The sequence below is a fragment of the Calothrix anomala FACHB-343 genome, from assembly GCF_014696435.1.
GTDB lineage: Bacteria > Cyanobacteriota > Cyanobacteriia > Cyanobacteriales > Nostocaceae > Aulosira > Aulosira anomala_A.
In genome coordinates this window covers 1-19588 of the sequence record NZ_JACJQG010000088.1, presented here as the reverse complement: position 1 = coordinate 19588, position 19588 = coordinate 1, and the positions used below count along the sequence as shown (strand labels likewise).

General features: G+C 41.1%; 22 protein-coding genes and 1 pseudogene. 18 read left to right on the top strand and 5 right to left on the bottom strand.

Features of this window, described 5'->3' with window-relative positions:
- Positions 1–29 precede the first annotated feature (29 nt).
- The 3 genes from H6G08_RS37860 to H6G08_RS32845 all read left to right on the top strand — a co-directional run bounded on the left by H6G08_RS37860 (position 30) and on the right by H6G08_RS32845 (position 2167).
- Complete coding sequence (locus H6G08_RS37860; protein WP_313943453.1) at positions 30–1415, top strand: CHAT domain-containing protein; 1386 nt, start codon at positions 30–32, stop codon at positions 1413–1415.
- 88 nt (positions 1416–1503) lie between these two features.
- On the top strand, positions 1504–1743 hold the full coding sequence (locus H6G08_RS32850) for a DUF4351 domain-containing protein (RefSeq protein WP_242046368.1): 240 nt from the start codon (positions 1504–1506) through the stop codon (positions 1741–1743).
- 67 nt (positions 1744–1810) lie between these two features.
- Positions 1811–2167 (top strand): hypothetical protein, encoded by a 357-nt coding sequence (locus H6G08_RS32845; RefSeq protein WP_190550878.1) that lies wholly within the window; start codon positions 1811–1813, stop codon positions 2165–2167.
- A gap of 84 nt (positions 2168–2251) precedes the next feature.
- Here H6G08_RS32845 and H6G08_RS32840 read toward each other — a convergent pair whose 3' ends face one another.
- Positions 2252–2614, bottom strand: a complete 363-nt coding sequence (locus tag H6G08_RS32840) for a hypothetical protein (protein ID WP_190550876.1) — start codon at positions 2612–2614, stop codon at positions 2252–2254.
- Between the two features lie 343 nt (positions 2615–2957).
- Between H6G08_RS32840 and H6G08_RS32835 the strand changes: the two genes are divergently transcribed.
- The 11 genes and pseudogenes from H6G08_RS32835 (at position 2958) to H6G08_RS32780 (ending at position 12595) form a co-directional block, all read left to right on the top strand.
- The gene (locus H6G08_RS32835; protein WP_190550874.1) at positions 2958–6095 is read left to right on the top strand and encodes a CHAT domain-containing tetratricopeptide repeat protein; all 3138 of its coding nucleotides are present in this window, start codon (positions 2958–2960) and stop codon (positions 6093–6095) included.
- Between the two features lie 326 nt (positions 6096–6421).
- Positions 6422–7273, top strand: a pseudogene (locus H6G08_RS32830) (nitrogenase component 1); the annotation flags it as partial.
- 142 nt (positions 7274–7415) lie between these two features.
- Positions 7416–8735, top strand: coding sequence for a nitrogenase iron-molybdenum cofactor biosynthesis protein NifN (gene nifN / locus H6G08_RS32820; protein ID WP_190550872.1), 1320 nt, complete (start codon positions 7416–7418; stop codon positions 8733–8735).
- Positions 8736–8875: 140 nt separating this feature from the next.
- Positions 8876–9289, top strand: a complete 414-nt coding sequence (gene nifX, locus H6G08_RS32815) for a nitrogen fixation protein NifX (RefSeq protein WP_190550870.1) — start codon at positions 8876–8878, stop codon at positions 9287–9289.
- On the top strand, positions 9286–9762 hold the full coding sequence (locus tag H6G08_RS32810) for a NifX-associated nitrogen fixation protein (RefSeq protein WP_096647082.1): 477 nt from the start codon (positions 9286–9288) through the stop codon (positions 9760–9762). Before nifX ends, H6G08_RS32810 begins: the two co-directional genes overlap by 4 nt.
- A 126-nt stretch (positions 9763–9888) precedes the next feature.
- Positions 9889–10092 carry a CCE_0567 family metalloprotein gene (locus H6G08_RS32805; protein ID WP_190550867.1) on the top strand — a complete coding sequence of 68 codons (204 nt, stop codon included), beginning with the start codon at positions 9889–9891 and terminating at the stop codon, positions 10090–10092.
- The gene (gene nifW / locus H6G08_RS32800; protein ID WP_190550865.1) at positions 10089–10406 is read left to right on the top strand and encodes a nitrogenase-stabilizing/protective protein NifW; all 318 of its coding nucleotides are present in this window, start codon (positions 10089–10091) and stop codon (positions 10404–10406) included. The genes H6G08_RS32805 and nifW overlap by 4 nt, the downstream gene beginning before the upstream one ends.
- Before the next feature lie 10 nt (positions 10407–10416).
- On the top strand, positions 10417–11217 hold the full coding sequence (locus tag H6G08_RS32795; protein WP_190550863.1) for a HesA/MoeB/ThiF family protein: 801 nt from the start codon (positions 10417–10419) through the stop codon (positions 11215–11217).
- 174 nt (positions 11218–11391) lie between these two features.
- Entirely contained in the window at positions 11392–11763 is a 372-nt protein-coding gene (locus H6G08_RS32790; protein WP_096647078.1) for a HesB/IscA family protein, read from the top strand.
- A gap of 192 nt (positions 11764–11955) precedes the next feature.
- The gene (locus H6G08_RS32785) at positions 11956–12255 is read left to right on the top strand and encodes a 2Fe-2S iron-sulfur cluster-binding protein (protein WP_190550861.1); all 300 of its coding nucleotides are present in this window, start codon (positions 11956–11958) and stop codon (positions 12253–12255) included.
- 100 nt (positions 12256–12355) lie between these two features.
- Positions 12356–12595 (top strand): FeoA family protein, encoded by a 240-nt coding sequence (locus H6G08_RS32780; protein WP_190550859.1) that lies wholly within the window; start codon positions 12356–12358, stop codon positions 12593–12595.
- Positions 12596–12913: 318 nt separating this feature from the next.
- Here H6G08_RS32780 and H6G08_RS32775 read toward each other — a convergent pair whose 3' ends face one another.
- A complete protein-coding gene (locus H6G08_RS32775) occupies positions 12914–13123 on the bottom strand; it encodes a TOBE domain-containing protein (protein ID WP_190550857.1) in 210 nt (69 codons plus the stop codon).
- A gap of 780 nt (positions 13124–13903) precedes the next feature.
- Between H6G08_RS32775 and H6G08_RS32770 the strand changes: the two genes are divergently transcribed.
- The 4 genes from H6G08_RS32770 to H6G08_RS32755 all read left to right on the top strand — a co-directional run bounded on the left by H6G08_RS32770 (position 13904) and on the right by H6G08_RS32755 (position 17025).
- Complete coding sequence (locus H6G08_RS32770) at positions 13904–14500, top strand: CBS domain-containing protein (protein WP_190550855.1); 597 nt, start codon at positions 13904–13906, stop codon at positions 14498–14500.
- Positions 14501–14894: 394 nt separating this feature from the next.
- Entirely contained in the window at positions 14895–15359 is a 465-nt protein-coding gene (locus H6G08_RS32765; protein ID WP_190550845.1) for an ankyrin repeat domain-containing protein, read from the top strand.
- Positions 15346–16632, top strand: coding sequence for a SagB/ThcOx family dehydrogenase (locus H6G08_RS32760; RefSeq protein ID WP_190550843.1), 1287 nt, complete (start codon positions 15346–15348; stop codon positions 16630–16632). Before H6G08_RS32765 ends, H6G08_RS32760 begins: the two co-directional genes overlap by 14 nt.
- 18 nt (positions 16633–16650) lie before the next feature.
- Positions 16651–17025, top strand: a complete 375-nt coding sequence (locus H6G08_RS32755; RefSeq protein ID WP_190550841.1) for a hypothetical protein — start codon at positions 16651–16653, stop codon at positions 17023–17025.
- Positions 17026–17211: 186 nt separating this feature from the next.
- Here the strand turns inward: H6G08_RS32755 and H6G08_RS32750 are convergent, their stop codons facing one another.
- From H6G08_RS32750 to H6G08_RS32740, 3 genes are all read right to left on the bottom strand, one after another.
- Positions 17212–17733, bottom strand: coding sequence for a hydrogenase maturation protease (locus H6G08_RS32750; protein WP_190550839.1), 522 nt, complete (start codon positions 17731–17733; stop codon positions 17212–17214).
- Positions 17734–17810: 77 nt separating this feature from the next.
- Positions 17811–18233, bottom strand: coding sequence for a hypothetical protein (locus H6G08_RS32745; RefSeq protein WP_190550836.1), 423 nt, complete (start codon positions 18231–18233; stop codon positions 17811–17813).
- Between the two features lie 216 nt (positions 18234–18449).
- A complete protein-coding gene (locus H6G08_RS32740) occupies positions 18450–19082 on the bottom strand; it encodes a calcium-binding protein (protein WP_190550834.1) in 633 nt (210 codons plus the stop codon).
- Positions 19083–19588: the final 506 nt, after the last annotated feature.

The window sequence follows — 19588 nt, the reverse complement described above, 5'->3', positions numbered from 1 at the left end:
TTCAAGAATTAGAAGATTATCTGCGCAACGTGCGCGGAAGCGATAATACAGCGCAAGGTGTCACCGAACTTCCCCAAGAACAGCAAATTCGTCAGGGAATGACAGCAGAAATCGATAAAGCCATTGCATTTGGTAAAGAACTCGCGCAACTCGAAAGCATTAACGTGAACAACCGCACCCCAGCGCAAAAACAGCGTATCCTCGAACTGCGGAAAAATCAGCAGGAAGTTACCAAACAGTTTAACAACTTCCTCGAAAGTCCCAAGGTGCGGGAATGGGTTGTTCAACTTCAACAAACTACCCAAGGACAAAGCTTTAATTTAGAATCTTCCGCCAGCGCTTTGCAAGATAACCTGAAAAAACTTCAGCAAGATGCTGTTATTCTCTATCCCTTCGTTTTAAGCGATCGCTTAGAATTGGTATTAGTCACCCCCTACGCACCCCCAATTCGCCGCACCGTTGCAGTTAAACAAACAGAGCTTAACCGGGTAATTGCGGAGTTTCGTTCAGTATTGCCCAACCGTACCGCTAACGCCAAAATTCCCGCCCAAAAGCTCTATAATTGGCTCGTTAAGCCCCTAGAAAACGACCTAGCCCAAGCCAAAGCCAAAACCATCATCTACGCTCCCGACGGACAACTGCGTTATATTCCCTTAGCTGCTTTGTATGATGGGCAACAATGGCTAATCCAAGGGTTCGGTATAAATAATATCACAGCAGTTAGTTTAACCGACCTCAACACCAAACCTCAGCCACAGTTAAATGTGTTAGCCGCAGCCTTTACTGAAGGTAAGTATACTGTTGAAGTCGGCTCTCAGAAGTTTGAATTTTCCGGCTTACCCTTCGCGGGTGTGGAAGTCGAAACCCTAGCACAAACCGTTCCCCACACCAAAAAACTCTTAGACCGGCAATTTAATCAAGATATAGTGCTAGAAATGAACGATTATTCTGTCGTTCATTTAGCTACTCACGCTGCATTTACTAGCGGACAACCAGAAGACTCATTTATTTTATTTGGAAACGGCGATCGCGCCACCTTAAGAGATATTAAAAATTGGCGCTTACCCAACGTCGATTTAGTAGTACTTTCAGCCTGCGAAACCGGTTTAGGCGATTACTTAGGCGACGGTAGAGAAATTCTCGGTTTTGGTTACCAGATACAACAAACCGGTGCTAGAGCTGCGATCGCCACCCTATGGTCAGTAGATGACGGTGGTACTCAAGCCTTGATGAATGCCTTCTATACTATCATGGCACAAGGCAAAACAACTAAAGCCGAAGCCCTACGTCAAGCGCAAATCGCCTTAATTACCGGGAAATATGCAACCATTAACAACAAACAACCACAAATCAGCGAAAATCTCAATCATCCTTTTTACTGGGCACCGTTTATTTTAATTGGTAATGGATTATAAATTAGCTTGATAAGAGTTAAAAACCACCCTACATATATTTTACAGTCAACAGTCAACAGTTAACCGTCAACAAATCATGAGGTGGGATATGTCTATTTTACGCGAATCTCCTTGGTATCAAGAAATTCTCACCGAAGGAGAGCAAAAAGGTTTACAACAAGGTGCGCAGCGACAGTTGATCCAAGTATTACGGCTGCGGTTTGGCGAAATTCCCCAGTCAGTACAAGCCAATCTGGAGAATCAAAGCGTAGAACAACTAGAAAATTTAATGGCTGTAGCGATCGCTGTCAATTCATTAGACGAATTTATCCAAAGCCTAACGGGTTAACATAATTGTAGTGGCGTGCCACGCTACTACGTATCTTTTACACTATCAAATAATAGGCACAATTGTGATGATAGCTACAAAAAAGACACTGATGACAGCCGTTTTATTTTTTAGCTCTTGCTTACTTGTATCAGAAACGAAGGCAATTGCAGATATAGGCGTTTTTCCGCAAGAACAAAGAGAAATACCCGTAAGCGGATATTTTTTGGATGAGGCACAGCGTAGATGCAATAATGGCAACAACAACTTCTGCAATAGAATCCAACATCTAACAAACGAGCAACAACAGCACATTCGTCAACAAGAAAACGCCAGAAATATTCCTTATATTAGCCTTTGTCAGCTTAACAAACCGCAATTAAAACCATTACTATCCCAGCCGCAAATAACGCAAATAACGCAAATACCATGCTTACCAAGATAATCATAGCCTTTTTACCTTATTAAGCATTAAGCTGCCGGGCAGAGGAAAACCACCAATGCCCAATGCCCAATGCCCTAACTATGTTTATTCTGACACATCTTCGAGGTTATTGATAGTACATTTACGGACGCGATCGCGCTTGCGCACACCACCAGCCATTGCATACTCTTCGCTATCTTTACCATATTTCACAGCAACTCCCAGCAGCATCCTTTCACACAAAGCACTCAAGCTTTTTTCTAGTGTTTTAATCTCCATTTTCATACCATGAATCCTCGCCAGATTCGTGTTATGAGTCATCAGCTTATTACCTAAATCATCAATTTGTTGACGCAGATTTTCCAAGCTCAGAGAATTACCAAAATCGAGATTGGCGTCAATAGTTTGAAGTCCCCATACTCTGAGTTGAGCTTTTTTGAGAATGCGAGATGAACGTCTCTGACGCATAGATGTACTCCTAATGAATATTCTTGTGTTAGCTTGTCTTAAACAAACTGGATTTTGGCTCAGGGAAAATCACATAAATTTCATTTTTTTCACAAAATTTAGGTAAATAACTCTGTAATTATACGTAAAATAAAGTTATCTAAGAACAATTGATTGAGTAATTGCGATCGCTCTCCTGTAATCCCAACCTCACTCCACAAAGGTGGGATTGGTAACGATAGCCCAAGGCTTACAGCCTGCGGGCGTTATTTTTAGTCCTTCAACTGCATAACTCTTCATTTCCCAGAAGTATATGTAATGGAAACACCGAAAAACTCAGCAGTAACAGATTCAGCAAATTCTTATGTCCGGACAAAATTTATTTAATGTAGCAAAAAAAACTCAAAATATCTTGAGATGCTCAATCAGCACAGCAATAGCATTAGGACTATTAGTAAGTATACCCACACAACCAAAGGGACAAGCCCAACCGCCACTATCAGCACAACAATCCGCAGCCTTAGCCGAAGCTGAAGAACTAAATCAACAAGCAGTAAAATTGTATCGTCAAGGCAAATATAGTGAAGCCATCCCCCTGGCAGAAAAAGCCTTAGCAATTCGAGAGAAAGTCTTAGGTAAAGAACATCCACTAGTCGCGCAAGGCTTAAACAACTTAGCAGCACTCTACCAGTCACAGGGAAATAATGCCAAAGCCGAATCCCTTTATCTGCGTTCCCTCGCAATTCAGGAGAAAGTACTGGGTACCGAACACCCCAATTTAGCTAATAGCCTCAACAATTTAGCAGAACTTTACCGCGCACAGGGGAATTATACCAAAGCCGAACCGCTTTACCTCCGCTCTCTAGCAATTTACGAGAAAGTAGGTGTTAAAGAACATCCCGATTTAGCTAATAGCCTCAACAATTTAGCAGAACTTTACCGGGAACAGGGGAGCTATACCCAAGCCGAACCACTGTACATCCGTTCTTTGGCTATGTATGAGAAATTACTGGGTAAAGAACATCCCAATGTTGCCATTAGCTTGAACAATTTAGCTCTACTGTACCAGTCACAGGGGAATTATGCCAAAGCCGAACCGCTTTACCTCCGCTCTCTGGCTATGTATGAGAAATTACTGGGTAAAGAACATCCCAATTTAGCAACTAGCCTCAACAATTTAGCAGAACTTTATCGGTTACAGGGGAGTTATGCTAAAGCCGAACCGCTATACCTCCGTTCTCTGGCTATTTTCGAGAAAGTACTGGGTAAAGAACATGCCTATGTTGCACTTAGCTTAAACAATTTAGCTCTAATTTACAGATTACAGGGGAAATATTCCCAAGCCGAACCCTTATACCTCCGCTCTCTGACTATTTTAGAAAAAGTCGTGGGTAAAGAACATCCCGATGTCGCACTCAGTTTGAACAATTTAGCAGAATTCTATCGGTTACAGGGAAATTATGCCAAAGTCGAACCCCTGTACCTGCGTTCTCTAGCTATTCGCGAAAAAATTCTGGGTAAAGAACATCCTGATGTCGCCCAAAGCTTGAACAACTTAGCAGCATTTTACCAATCACAGGGAAATTATACCAAAGCCGAACCGCTTTATCTGCGTTCCTTGGCGATTCGGGAGAAGACACTGGGTAAAGAACATCCCAATGTCGCCACTAGCTTGAATAATTTGGCAGTTTTTCATTGGGCGCAAGGTGATATCAATCGCAGCACCGATTTTCTCACTCGTGGATTGGCAATTGAAGAACAAAATTTACAACTCATCTATGCTGTAGGTTCGGAACAAAGAAAACAAAACTACGCTCAACAGTTTAGTGTAACAACTGACGCTGTTGTTGCTCTAGCGCTGCAACAATCTACTAAAAACCCTACATTAGCCAAACTCGCCCTGACTACAGTACTGCGGCGTAAAGGAAGGGTACTAGATGCGATGACTGACACAGTGCAGACATTACGCGCCCAGTTAGCAAATAACCCCCAAACCAAAAAGCTGTTTGATGATTGGTTGAACGTGCAGCAAGAATTAGCTGCTCTAGTATATCGCGGCCAGGGGCAACAGAAGTTTGCAGTTTACCAAGCCCAAATTAAACAACTAGAAGCCGAAAAAGAACGCCTAGAAGAACAAGTGAGTGCTAAAAGCGCCGAATTCCGCCAAGCAACTCAACCAGTAGAATTAGCCGCCATCCAAGCTCAAATTCCCCCAGATGCAGCTATGGTAGAAATTATCCAATATCAGCCATACAATCCCAAAGCGAAACAAGACAGCGAAAGATGGGGTAAACCCCGTTATGCAGCAGTAGTATTACATGCTGCAGGGGAACCGAAGTGGGTTGATTTGGGTGATGCTGCAACTATCGATCAATCTGTTGCTAATTTCCGTCAAGTTTTGGTTTATGCTCCAGCATCTAGTCAAGAAAGTAACAATAATTCCCCAGAACGGGGTGGAATTATACCCGAAGCAGTTGATAGCAACACTTCTGTATCCCGCCTCCAAAAAGCCTCACGCGCCTTAGATGAGCAAGTCATGGCTCCCATTCGTCCCCTGTTAGGCGATGCGCGTCACCTGTTGCTTTCACCAGATGGACAGTTAAACTTAATACCTTTTGAAGCCCTCAAGGATGAGCAAAATCAATATCTCGTCCAACGTTACGCTTTCTCTTACCTCACCACTGGGCGAGACTTACTCAACTTGCAAACTACAGCCAAAGCCGCCGCAAATCCTGTAGTCTTGGCAGATATCGACTACGAACAACAAGATATCACCGTTGCAGCAGTTGCAGCTAAATCCCGTAGTTCGTCAAATCAACGTTCTATTGACTTTGCTAATTTAACAGTTAGCCGATTGACAGCAACTTTAGCCGAAGGACAACAAATTCAAAAGATTGTCCCCCAGACAAATATTTTATTAGGAAAACAAGCCACAGAAGCAGCTATTAAACAATTAAACGCACCCAGAATTTTACATTTAGCTACTCACGGCTTTTTCTTACCAGATAAAACAGTACCAACCCGAAACAATAATGTTAATCAGCAATTAGAAACAGCCCCAGCTTTGAATTTAGAAAATCCCTTATTACGTTCTGGTTTAGCTTTGGCTGGTTTTAATAACCGTCAACAAAAAAATGATACAGAAGATGGCGTACTGACAGCTTTAGAAGTTGCAGGTTTAAATTTACGGGGTACAGAATTAGTAGTATTATCTGCTTGTGAAACTGGGCTTGGTGATGTAAAAATAGGCGGCGGTGTTTACGGCTTGCGGCGTGCTTTGGTAATTGCAGGTTCTCAAAGTCAACTGTTAAGTTTATGGCAAGTAGCTGATGATGGTACGAAAGATTTAATGGTGAAATATTATGAGAAATTACAAACGGGTAAGGGTAGACATGAAGCGTTGCGCGAGGTGCAATTAGAGTTACTCAATAATCCCCAATATCAACATCCTTATTATTGGGCGAGTTTTATTCCTTCTGGTAATTGGCGTCCTATGAAATAAGAATGATTCATAGGGGTATACGGCTGCGCTCAAGGTGCGTTGACTGAGCGCAGCCGCAGGGCGATATTTTTTGCATACAGCGAATTGCAAGTTGGTAAGGTACAGATAATCGTTGATTGTAGGGGCATTGGCACTGCCATGCCCCAAAGCGCGTACCTCATTTACCTGAAGCTGTATCTGTAGAAATGCGATCGCCTGTCTTGCTTTTCATCCACCGCAGAGATAAACTCGTATAAATTACTGCTCAAGCTAATTGCAACTATCAAAGCAATTTTGAATTTTGAATTTTGAATTTTGAATTTTTATGTTGCACCAAGCGTTGATGTGAACCGGAATATACAACACCTTATGATATTAACTTAATCGGCGAGTACAACATCGCCGGCGAAATGTGGGGAGTAACGCCACTGTTGGAAAAATTAGGTATCCGCGTCTTATCAAAAATCACAGGTGATGCTCGTTATCAAGAAATAACACACGCTCACCGCGCCAAGCTAAATGTGATGATTTGCTCGCGTGCATTGCTGAACATGGCGAGAAAAATGGAGGAACGTTACGGCATTCCTTACATTGAAGAGTCTTTTTACGGCATCGATGACATGAACCGTTGTCTGCGAAATATTGCCGCTAAATTGGGAGATCCCGATTTACAAGAGCGTACAGAAAAGCTGATTGCTGAAGAAACAGCTGCCCTAGATATCGCTCTGGCTCCCTATCGCGCCCGTCTCAAAGGCAAGCGCGTTGTCTTATATACAGGCGGTGTCAAAAGTTGGTCAATTATTTCCGCAGCTAAAGACTTGGGTATCGAAGTAGTCGCCACCAGCACCCGCAAAAGTACGGAAGAAGACAAAGCCAAGATTAGAAAATTACTCGGCACAGAAGGCATTATGCTAGAAAAAGGCAATGCCAAAGAATTGCTGCAACTGGTAAAAGATACCAACGCCGATATGTTAATTGCTGGGGGACGTAACCAATATACCGCCCTCAAAGCCCGGATTCCCTTTCTAGATATTAACCAAGAACGTCACCATCCCTATGCAGGTTATGTAGGCATGGTAGAAATGGCACGGGAATTGTATGAAGCGCTCTACAGCCCAATTTGGGAACAAATTCGCAAGCCAGCGCCTTGGGATGTGGTTGAGACATCTACTGTGCTGACTGAAGTATTGGAAGGGTAAAAAGGCAAGGGAGACAAGGGGGACAAGGAGGACAAAGTAAGTAGAAAATGCTGCCCCCTGCCTCCTGCCCCATGCCTCCTGCCCCCTGCCCCCTGCCCCATGCCCTATGCCCCATGCCCCTACTAAAACTTGGTATTATTAAATGGCGATCGTTACCACTCCCAACAAACCAGTTACAGTTAATCCTTTAAAACAAAGTCAAGCTTTGGGTGCATCTCTAGCTTTTTTGGGATTAAAGGGGATGATTCCCTTATTTCACGGTTCTCAAGGTTGTACTGCTTTTGCCAAAGTTGTCTTAGTGCGGCATTTTCGGGAAGCAATTCCCCTAGCAACTACAGCCATGACCGAAGTAACTACCATCTTAGGCGGTGAGGAAAACGTCGAACAAGCAATTCTCACCTTGGTAGAAAAATCCCAGCCAGAAATTATCGGTTTATGTAGCACAGGGTTAACAGAAACTCGCGGCGATGACATCGAACGTTTCCTCAAAGAAATTCGCGATCGCCATCCAGAATTAGATAAGCTACCGATTATATTTGCACCCACACCCGATTTTAAAGGTGCTTTGCAAGATGGCTATGCAGTAGCAGTAGAAAGCATCGTTAGAGAAATCCCCCGCCCTTGTGCTACGAGAATTGAACAAGTCACCATCTTGGCGGGTTCATCTTTTACACCAGGGGACATCCAAGAAATTAAAGAAATGGTAACTAGCTTTGGCTTAGTTCCCATTGTTGTCCCAGACTTAAGCGTTTCCTTAGATGGACATTTAGAAGATTCCTACAGCGCCATCACAGCTAGCGGGACAACTTTAGCCCAACTGCGAGAAGTTGGCGGTTCCGCCTTCACCATCGCCTTGGGTGAAAGTATGCGCGGTGCAGCGCGGATTCTCCAAGACAGATTTGGGATTCCCTATGAAGTCTTTGGACAACTCACAGGCTTAGAACCTGTAGACGAATTTCTTCACGCTTTAGCAGTTCTTAGCGGTAACAGCGTCCCCGAAAAATATCGCCGCCAGCGTCGCCAATTGCAAGACGCAATGTTAGATACTCACTTTTATTTTGGTGCCAAACGAGTATCCTTAGCTTTAGAACCAGATTTATTGTGGTCAACAGTTCATTTTCTGCAATCGATGGGAGCGCAAATTCATGGGGCGGTGACAACAACGCGATCGCCTTTATTAGAAAAACTCCCCATCAAAAGCGTCACCATTGGCGATTTAGAAGACTTTGAGGAACTAGCCACAGGCTCAGACTTGTTAATTGGCAATTCTAACGTAGGCGCGATCGCTAAACGTCTATCTATTCCTTTATATCGCCTCGGCATCCCCATTTACGATCGCCTTGGTAACGGTCAGTTTACCAAAGTCGGCTACCGAGGCACAATGGAGCTTTTATTTGGCATGGGCAACCTGTTTTTAGAAGCAGAAGAAGAGAGAGTAAAAAACTTCCACGGAGATTGGTAATAGTTAAGAGTCAATAGTCAATAGTCAATGGTCAATGGTCAATGGTCAATAGTTGATATATACGACATTGAACTTTTAACTCTTGTACAGACGCGATTCATCGCGTCTCTGTCTCTGACAACTGACAAAGGACAAATAAAATGAAAATTGCCTTTACGACAAGTGACCGAGTTCATGTTAATGCTCACTTCGGATGGGCAAGACAAATTGAGGTTTATGAAGTCTCAGAAGAAGGATCTACATTTGTTGAGACATTAACCTTTGATGGCGACCTCAAAGAAGATGGTAACGAAGATAAAATCACCCCAAAACTAGAAGCGCTAGGTGATTGCACAATTGTTTATGTATTAGCAATTGGTGGTAGCGCTGCTGCTCGTTTAATCAAAAAAGGTGTCACCCCAATTAAAGCGCGATCGGAAGAAGAAGAAATCGCTGAAGTATTAACTAAATTAGTGCAAACCCTCAAAGGTAACCCCCCACCTTGGTTGCGGAAAGCATTAAAGCAGAAAGACACAAGCTTTGCCGATGAATTAGAGAATGAAGCAACAGTATGACCTTAGATAATAGCGTTAACGGTACCGCCAGCACTACCGTATCCAACTCACCATTCCTCAAAACAATCGTCCAACAAATCCGTGGTCAAGATACCTATGGAACCTATCGGAATTGGGCAGATGATTTAATTCTTAAACCTTACGTAGTTAGTAAACAAAAGAAACGAGAAATCCCCCTCGATGGTGAAGTAGACCCCCTCACCAAAGCCAGAATTATGGCATTCTATCGAGCCGTAGCCGCTTGTATTGAAAAAGAAACCGGTTTAATTTCCCAAGTCGTAGTTGACTTAAGCCATGAAGGATTTGGCTGGGTACTGGTATTTTCCGGTCGCCTTTTGTTAGTAGCCAGAACCTTACGCGATGCTCACCGCTTTGGCTTTGACTCCTTAGAAAAAGTCGCCGAAGAAGGAGCCAAGCTAGTAGAAAAAGGCATCGATTTAGCAAAACGCTTCCCCGAAGTTGGCAAGCTTTAATTAGTCAATAGTCAATGGTCAATGGTCAATAGTCGATGGTCAATAATATCAAATTTTGAATTTTTGACTTTGGACTCTTGACTCTTGACTTTGGACTCTTGACTCTTGACTTTGGACTCTTGACAAATGACGACAACTGAAGAACTACAAGGCAAAATCAGAAGGCTCAATAGTAAAGCAGGTCAAATGAAAATGGATCTGCATGACTTAGCAGAAGGATTACCCACCGACTTTGAAAAATTAATGGATGTGGCTGCTGAAACTTACGCCATCTATCGCGAGTTAGATGAACTTAAGAAACAGCTTAAAAAAATGGAGAAAGGTCAATGAGCCAGAATATTGATGACTTTAAAAAGCTCGTAGATGCAGAGGAATTTTTTCAATTCTTTAACCTGCCCTACGACCAAAATTTTGTGAATGTTAACCGTTTACATATTCTCAAAAAATTCTCCCAATTCATCAGAGAAATTGATGAGAATTCTCCTGATTTAACACCAGAAGAAAAACTCGCACAATACGCCATAGCTTTGCAAAAAGCTGCTGACGTATTTGTCGAATCCACACCTCAAGAACAAAAGCTGTTTAAGGTGTTTAACGACAAGCAAAAAAATGTAGTCAAGCTGACAGAAATCACTTCTGATTAGGAGGTAAAAAGTGGTAAACCTGACGCCTACCGAATTAGAACGCTATAGTCGCCAAATGATGCTCCCTAATTTTGGCGAATTAGCTCAGAAGCGCCTGAAGTCAGCGACGGTTCTGGTTACAGGTGTGGGGGGATTAGGCGGTACGGCGGCGCTTTACCTAGCTGTAGCGGGCGTTGGGCGACTAATCTTAGTCCGGGGTGGTGACCTGCGGCTCGATGATATGAATCGTCAGATTCTCATGACTCACGATTGGGTCGGTCAGCCAAGGGTATTCAAAGCGAAAGAAACTTTGGAAGGAATTAATCCTGATGTCCAAATCGAAGCAATTCACGATTACATCACCCCAGAAAATGTAGATGAGTTGGTACAGTCTGCTGATATGGCTCTTGACTGCGCCCACAATTTTACCGAACGTAATTTGTTGAATGCAGCTTGTGTGCGTTGGCGTAAGCCGATGGTGGAAGCAGCAATGGACGGAATGGAGGCTTACCTGACAACCATTATTCCTGGTGTGACTCCTTGTTTGTCCTGCTTGTTCCCAGAAAAACCTGATTGGGATCGGCGTGGCTTTTCAGTTCTGGGGGCTGTTTCGGGAACCCTGGCTTGTCTCACAGCACTAGAAGCGGTCAAGTTGATTACTGGGTTTAGTCAACCGTTACTGTCACAACTGTTGACAATCGACCTCAATCGGATGGAATTTGCCAAACGACGTTCTCAACGCGATCGCGCTTGTCCAGTTTGCGGAAATAGCGCCCCCTGGAGATACGCACAATCAGGTTCAATGGAACCCACCAGTAATTTCACAAAATAATCAGCTTATTTGCGTCACAATTGCCTATCTCTTCGTTCCTACCTGAATTAGTTGTTTGGATTCTGCCCATTCAAATCACTAATTATCAGGGAAAAATATGCAATTAGCACGCCTAACAGCTTAAAAAACCCCACCTGTAATTAAAACCACTATCGCGACAAATCAGGAGATGTGATGACTGTTACGTTGACAGAAAAAGCTGAATTTCGTCTGCGGGCGTTCTTAGTCGGTTCTGCTCCCGACTCCAATAGTGCAACTAAAGGCGTTCGCATCTCTGTAAAAGATGGTGGTTGCAGTGGCTATGAGTATGGTATCGAAATTACTAGTAAGCCACAACCAGACGATTTAGTAATTCAGCAAGGTAAAGTACTACTTTACGTTGATGCAAACAGCGCACCGTTATTAGAAGGCGTCGTCATCGATTTTATTGATGGGGTGATGGATAGCGGTTTTAAGTTTACTAACCCCAATGCAACCGATACCTGTGGTTGTGGTAAGTCCTTTAAAGCCGGTGATTGTTCGCCTAACGGTGTACCTTGCAGCTAATAATGTTTCAGATTTAATCAACACATTAAAACTGCTTTGCGGAATTCAAAAAACAGGGTGAAAAAATTGAATTCCGCCTAGCAGTAATCCTGTCAAATCTGTCACAAAATCGCTCCGCGTAGCTGCATCAAAAGTAGAACCCCAAATCTGGGAATTAAACCTAATTGTAGAAAGTTTGAGGAGAATCGGAAAATGGCTACCTACCAAGTTAGATTAATCAACAAAAAAGAAGATCTCGACACCACAATTGAGATTGATGAAGATACAACCATCCTCGAAGGAGCAGCAGAAAACGGTATTGAACTACCTTTCTCTTGTCACTCTGGATCTTGCTCTAGCTGTGTTGGTAAGGTTGTCGAAGGTGAAGTTGATCAATCCGATCAAATCTTCTTAGATGACGAGCAAATGTCCAAGGGATTTGCTTTACTTTGTGTTACCTACCCCCGTTCTAACTGCACAATTAAAACCCACCAAGAACCATATCTTGTATAAAGTTTTTCAAGTGTAGTTATTGCTTGAATCTAGGATGAAGGATGAAAAGTATCTTTATCTTAGATTCAAGCAAGCTATTTTAATTGAGGTGATATAATTCATGTTTACCCCCTTTACTGTTCAGGGTTGTTCCTTAGAATTAATGCAACCTGGAGAACAAGGAATAATCGCTGATTTTAAAATTACCCATGAGCAGGAATTAATAGAAATCGGTCTAGCGCCTGGAAATATTATTACTCTAAAAGCCAAAAATCCTATATTTCAAATAGAAGTTAATAATACAATTATCTCAATAGACAAAGAAATTGCCCGAAAAATTTATGTCCGTTTAAACATGTAGGGTGTGTTGTCGCGCAGCGCAACGCACCTGCATACAGTAGCCAGTTGGTGAGGTACAAATAATCGTTGACTGTAGGGGCACTGGCACTGCCATGCCCCGAAGCGCGTACATCTTACAGCTATTTTCAGGTAAATAGACCACACTGTAGGGGCACGGCATAGACAATCTTTTGGCACATACAATAATTTTACTGGTGCCGTGCCCCTACTACTACGACAGATGTGGTTCAAATAGGTGAAAACTGCTGTAATATCAAACATTAAAGGTGCGTTAGCCTATGGCATAACACACCCTACTGAAAAAAATTTTTACTATAAATTAATCCACAGCAATTAATACATCGGATGCTTTAATAACTGCATAAGCTTGCTTACCTTCTGCCAATCCGAGTTTGTCTGCTGAGGATTTTGTAATTATTGCAACTACTTCTATTCCCGGTGCTAATTCTAAAGTTACTTCACTATTTACAGAGCCAGCAACAACTTTTTTCACAGTAGCTTTTAAAGAATTACGAGCGCTAATTTCCATTTTTTGACACCTTATTTTATTTTTGTATCCAGGATAACCTTAGCAAATAAAAATAGTCAGCAGACAAATCTTTAATTTTTTCTTAATAAGATTAATGGCTTTAAGGTGCATCATTATATTGCAATAATCAAAAATTAACTATATATAGGATGACCTAATAGTCAATCCAGATTCATGCTTATATTTAGCATAAATACAGAATTTAATGATTATTTTTATGGAAAAATGAGCTATTAATTGTTAATCAATATACTACTATTTAAATTGAGCTTACTTAAATATCATATTTTCCAAAATAAAAAGTTCAGGCTAATACTTCTTAGCCTTTTTTAACCCTTTTATTGATGAAATATCTGGGGATCTTTATAAAGCATTCATAATTCCAGCTTATGAGAGTGATACTATATAAGTAAGCTAAATTGTTGCCAGTCAACCAGACTTCAGCAAAAGCGATTACAGACTTAACTCAGACATTCCCAACTTAATGCTGGTTAAGTTCAAAGATGAGGCAGATAATCTGAGATCTTCAAGAGAAGTCAGAGGGGAAAATGCGTAAATCTTCTGTCTCCCAATAACCAGAGTACTTAAGTGATGAAATAGCAAATGTTTCTTCCACGGAATGTCTTACTTCCGTAACCACTTTTTCATGTGACTTATTCATTTTCTGATTATTTAATTTGATGTTGAATAAGTTAGCTCGATGAAATGCAGTTTGGGAAAAATTGCAGCAGTTTAGAATTAATTCCCTAACTTGCAAAACAAATTTAAGGAGCCAGAATCATGAAAGCTAAACAAATTATGACTCAAAATGTAGCTACTATTCGCGGTTCCGCAACTGTAGCAGAAGCAGTCAAATTAATGCGGCTCAAAGAATTACGGGCGTTGATTGTTGAACCTCGTCACAGTGGTGATGCTTACGGCATTGTTACCGAGACTGATATTGTAAGTAAGGTTGTTGCTTATGGTAAAGATCCAGAAACAATGCATGTCTATGAAGTCATGAGCAAACCCTGCATTGTGGTTAATCCAGACCTAGATGTAGAATATGTAGCGCGGTTATTTGCTAATACTGGTGTATGGCGTGCGCCCGTTATCCAAGGTGAATTACTTGGCATTATTTCTGTCACAGATATTATTACCAAAGGCGACTTTGTCGAAAAACCAAAATTAAAATTTGTGCAGAAAGAACTTCATAAAGCTATCTCAAATGCTCGTTCTGTTGCTGCTAACTATGGCGCAGATTCTAAACGAGCCGAGGAAGCTTGGGATTTAGTAGACGAACTAGAAGCTGAAGCTGGTTATTATGGCTCGCCTAAACCAGAGAAAAAAGCCAGACAGCTATTCTCTGAAGGTAGAGAATATGTGACTGTCGGTTAATTGATTTGTCTGGTGAGATGCATTGCATTGTTGAAAGCATCAATTTTCTCATCGCATAACTCATAACCTTGCTAATTCTCTAACTCTTGTTAGCTTTCTCTCTCCTAAATCAAAGTTGCAAAACTGAGATAGTTTGGATAGATACCGGGTTGGGTAATGCAACTATTACATACTGACTAAATTGGTGCTTTGTACCAATCAGCAATGGTTCGTGATTCTGAAGTATTTACTGTTAATTGTTGTGGTCTAACAGTTAACAGTAAACATCCATTCTTCATAGTTTAATGGGTCTCATAGCATTTCTTTAACGTGGTGGGTAATGCCCACCATTACCTTTTTTTTGAATTGCTATGACAGATAATCGTGGGGAGATGAATCGGGAGAAGGAAAGTTTATGAGTGAAAGAAATCAGCAAAATTTGAGTCAAATAACTAGTCAATGGTTGATCGAAAAAGGTTATAGTCCTGATGACTTAAATCAAGCTGGTGAAAATGGCGATACAGCTTTGATGAAAGCTACCAGAGAGGGACTTTACGCGGTAGTTGAAGAATTGATTGCTTTAGGTGCAGATGTTAACGCCAGAAACAATGACGGTAATAATGCTTTGTGGTTTGCTTGTTTTGGCAACTACTTCGATTTAATTAATTTGTTGCTAGCTGCCAACATCAATATTGATAACCAAAATGATAATGGGGCTACTGTTTTGATGTATGGGGCATCAGCAGGCAAGACAGAAGTAGTTAAATTGTTGTTACATCATCATCCTAACATAAATTTAAAAAACTTAGACGATTTTAAGGCAATTGATTTTGCGAGTAATGTAGAAGTCTTAAGGATTCTCAAAAATGCCTCAAAGTAAGCTGTCAGAGTCAGATTATCATCAAGCAACAAAGCATTCTTACTTATCGGTGCAGCTCGATCCAAATTATGTTGATGCGTCAACTCAACCTGCGGCTTTTAAATTTTACCCAAAGTTTTATAGACGAGTGAAATTAAATCTCAATAATCCCAATCACTCATTTATTAACTTAAGCAGTACTATCACGCTAGAGAAAATTTATAAGGATGGGATACAAAAACTGCGTGTAAATCCATCTGCTGGGGCTTTATATCCAACTGAGGTTTATGTTCAGATTCGCGGTATTGAAGGAATTGTCAATGGGATATATCATTTAGAAGTTGAGAATAATTGTCTAACTCTCATCTATGAATTAATTGATGATGGGCTAGAGAATTATGTGATACCGGGAAAATGTATTAATGGATTCATTTTTTTAATTAGTTGTGTTTATTATAGGTCTAGCTGGAAATATAAAGACAGGAGCCTGAGATATTGTTGGCTTGATAGCGGACACCATTTAGGTGCAATTGCTGCTTCAGCCTACATTCACGACAAAGAGATACAGTTAATTTTCGATTTTGATAAACTCGCTCTCAATGCAGCTTTAGGGTTTGAGAATAAAGAGTTTGTTAGCGCTTGTGCGATTTCGGGGACGATACAAGAAAAGAAAATCAGACATTTAAGGTTGCAAGTTCCTTTTGTCTGTGGCACTGATTATTTTGAAGCCAATGAGTTTATAGAATCAGGCTATCAAAAAACATCTCTCCAGAAAAGTCGCCAACAAAAATTAGTGCATCCCCAGTTTAACTTTGACAAGGATAAATTCTTTCAGACTGTTTGGATGAGACGCTCAAGTAGGCGATTTTATCAACAGTCGATTTCTCAAGAAAATTATTGGCGGATATTGCAACATATTACTCTGCCAATACCATCTGAAAATTTTGAAGAAATAGAAGTTTATTCTGTTGTGCATCAAGTCAGGGGGATGACGCCAGGATTATACAAGGGAAAGCATCTCATCAAGGCGGGCAATTTTAGGGAAAAAACAGGTTACTTGTGCATCAATCAAGCGATCGCCAAAGACAGTGCAGTAACTTTATTTTTTGTGTCCGACTATATAAATTACCAAACAGCTATGCAAATAGCTGGTTTTTTAGGGCAAAGAGTTTATCTTGTTAGCAATTTTTGGGGTATTCATTGTAGTGGGATTGGTGCTTTCTATGATGATGAAACTCAAGAGTTCTTGGAAACTAACAAAGATGTACTCTATGCAATGGCAATTGGTACATAATTAAGGAACTCAACAGCAATGACTAAAGAAATTTTCTCTCCACAAGATGATTCTCATCCAATGCAGCTGACTTCAGCAGATATTATTCTCCGTCAGCAACTAGAATATTCGATTAGCAGATACTTTTACGAAGCCTGCGATCGCACTATTCAAAACCTGTTATCTAGCTGTCGTTGGTATATGACTACCCAAGCCACTGTTATGGTACTAGTCATCGAATGTCCCGATCCTGTCACCAACTGGCGCGTTTTACAAAAAATCGTCCCAATGGCGGCTATTCTTAACCCCATCGTCAGCAGCGCTAAAATTCGCGTTTGTCCTCCCGAAAGCCAAGGTATACCTTTTGAAATGCGGGTAGATGAATTGTCTGTTTATCGTGACTTAGCCGGCTAGTACCACTGGATTGGAAGTCAACAGTCAAAAGTCAAAAGTCAAAAGAATTGTATTCCTTGCTTTGCCTTATTGTGCAGACGCATATCTGCTTGTTGCAAAGTATAGATAGACAAATTTGTAATTACGAATTACGAATTACAAATTATTACGCCTATCTCTACACTTACTCTCAGTTTCAGTTGGCTCTTAAATCTCATCTGAAAGTGTCTGTAATTTTGAATTTTGAATTTTGAATTTTGAATTATCGATCTGTCTGATGGTTGCAGCTACCTCTTCAAAAACTAGTTCAGCAGAATGTTTCACCGCAGGACTTAATTCTAATCCCAAATCTAGATTTGCTGCTTCGATGAGGTACACTGTCACCTCTTCGGGAAAGTCATTGTGAAAGATTTTCCGTCCGGCGGCTAAAGCATTATCCCAACGAAAATCATGCAAGTTATAACTAGGTTCCGGTAAAGCTTCTAATTCTTTTCCTGGAACCTTAAATACTGCACCTGGTTCGGAAGCTGTCGAACTAGCATCAATAATAATTAGCTGTTTGCTTCCTCTAGCTTGAAACATCACTTCCATCCCGGCTGTTCCACAGTCGTAAATTCGCACGTTGGGATGAGGATTTTCGGCTAGATATTGTTGTAGGCGTTGGGCAATAATTACGCCTACAGCGTCATCGCTGCGATTGAGATTACCACAACCAATAATAGTTAGCATTGTTATGGATGGCTTTTAGGGGCACAACCGATTGTGTCCCTAATGTTTATTATATCTGAAAATTAGTTATTTACAAACTAAAACTCTACACCATGTTTTTTGGCAATTTGAGTTAGTTGCTCGCATTGTTTTTGTGCTGCTTCTAACAATAAAGCCTTGGCTTGGTCAGGGGTAGTACCGTCTTTAGGTACTAAGTATTTGACATAAATAGAAACAAAATCAGTTAAAGATGCTACGCCAGATAAATTATGTTGGTCGGCTTCCTTTCCCGCGATCGCAGCTACCAAACCCGCTTTAATTGGGTCTGGTTTGACTTTCATAAACTGGTCAATCAGCTTGGAAATATATTCTTGTGGTGGTAAGTTTTGTAACTTACTATTATCAGGAGTAAAGTTAAATCCTGCTGTTTTTGCCTGTTCTAAAACACACCATTCTGTAAACTCTTGCAGGGCGATATCGGGAAGGCGAGGGAGATATTTATGTAGCGCAATATCAGACACAAGCTTACCTTATAGATTTCAATTTTTTGCAGTGAATTAAGGCAAGCCTAACGCAATGTGTAGAGCAGTTTTAGTGTGTTAAGCTACGGCTATTGCATAATCTGGTTTTGGCTTCACTCAAGGAGCATTATCATAGAAGCAATATGAGCGATCGCTACCATTGAAAAAAAATCCCCAACTTAAAAAAGCTGGGGATACGAGGCTCTCGATTTTCATTTAAGTGATTGTTGTGATGGCTCGACCTAGATTAATTTGTAGGTTATCTAAAGATTGCTGGCTTTGAATAATACCTATTAATTGTTCAGCACCATTATCTTCAACACTATCAGCATCAAAGAATATCCCTAGACCAGAAACTCCATTAGGTAATTTCACATCTAGTAGCTGATAGTTTATAGCTCCTTTGAGATGGATAACATCTTTACCAGGCTCAAAATCAGCAATTAAAGCATAGCTTGGTGGGGGTTCTGTAGGAGGTGGTGCGACAATAAACCGAATCTTGCTGTCATCATAATAAACTCTAAAGGGATCTCCTAAAACGAAGGTATCATTGCCTGCACCACCAATTAAGGTATCCCGCTCTAACTGACCTGGTTGATCGTCAGCAAGATTTACTCCAATGAGGATATCATCACCAAGTCCACCAAGGAGAGTATCTTTACCTGCGCCACCAATGAGAGTATCTTTACCTTTTCCTCCATACAGATAATCGTTACCATCGCCACCATCGAGGCTATCTTGACCCAAACCACCAATCAGCACATCTGAACCGCCGAAGCCATGAATGCGATCGTTATGGATGGTACCAAGGAGAAAATTATTCCCCTCATTGCCATTGATAATTGCCATGTTAGTATTTTGCTCAAGGATGTTAACAATTCAAAATTCAAAATTCAAAATTAAAGACATTTTCAGACGGGGATTTACACCCCGACGGAAAATGATACTACGTATAGACGTAGGGGTCTTAAACCCTTTTATTTACGATAAGTTAAAAGAAGTTTAAGTAACCGCGCTTGAGTGATAAATTAAAAATGATTTTTTATACAGTTTTATTCTTACAGACTTCACTCAATTTTCCACGCCAATTTGGCTGGAAAGATAATTTTTCATCACTAAAAGCGACGGGAAGCCTACTCCTTAAAGGAGTGTCCGGGATAGTCGCCCCGTCGCTGTCAATGGTCAGTGGTTAGTAGTCAGTAGCAAAAACAACTGACTACTGATGCGAAATACCGCCCCTTTTAGGGGCTTGTCATTACCAACATCTTTTAAAGTGATTGGGTAATCAAATCAGCAGCCCAACACATATCCTGTAATCGCAACCAGCCTCGCCATAAGGTCTGCCAACCGGGCAG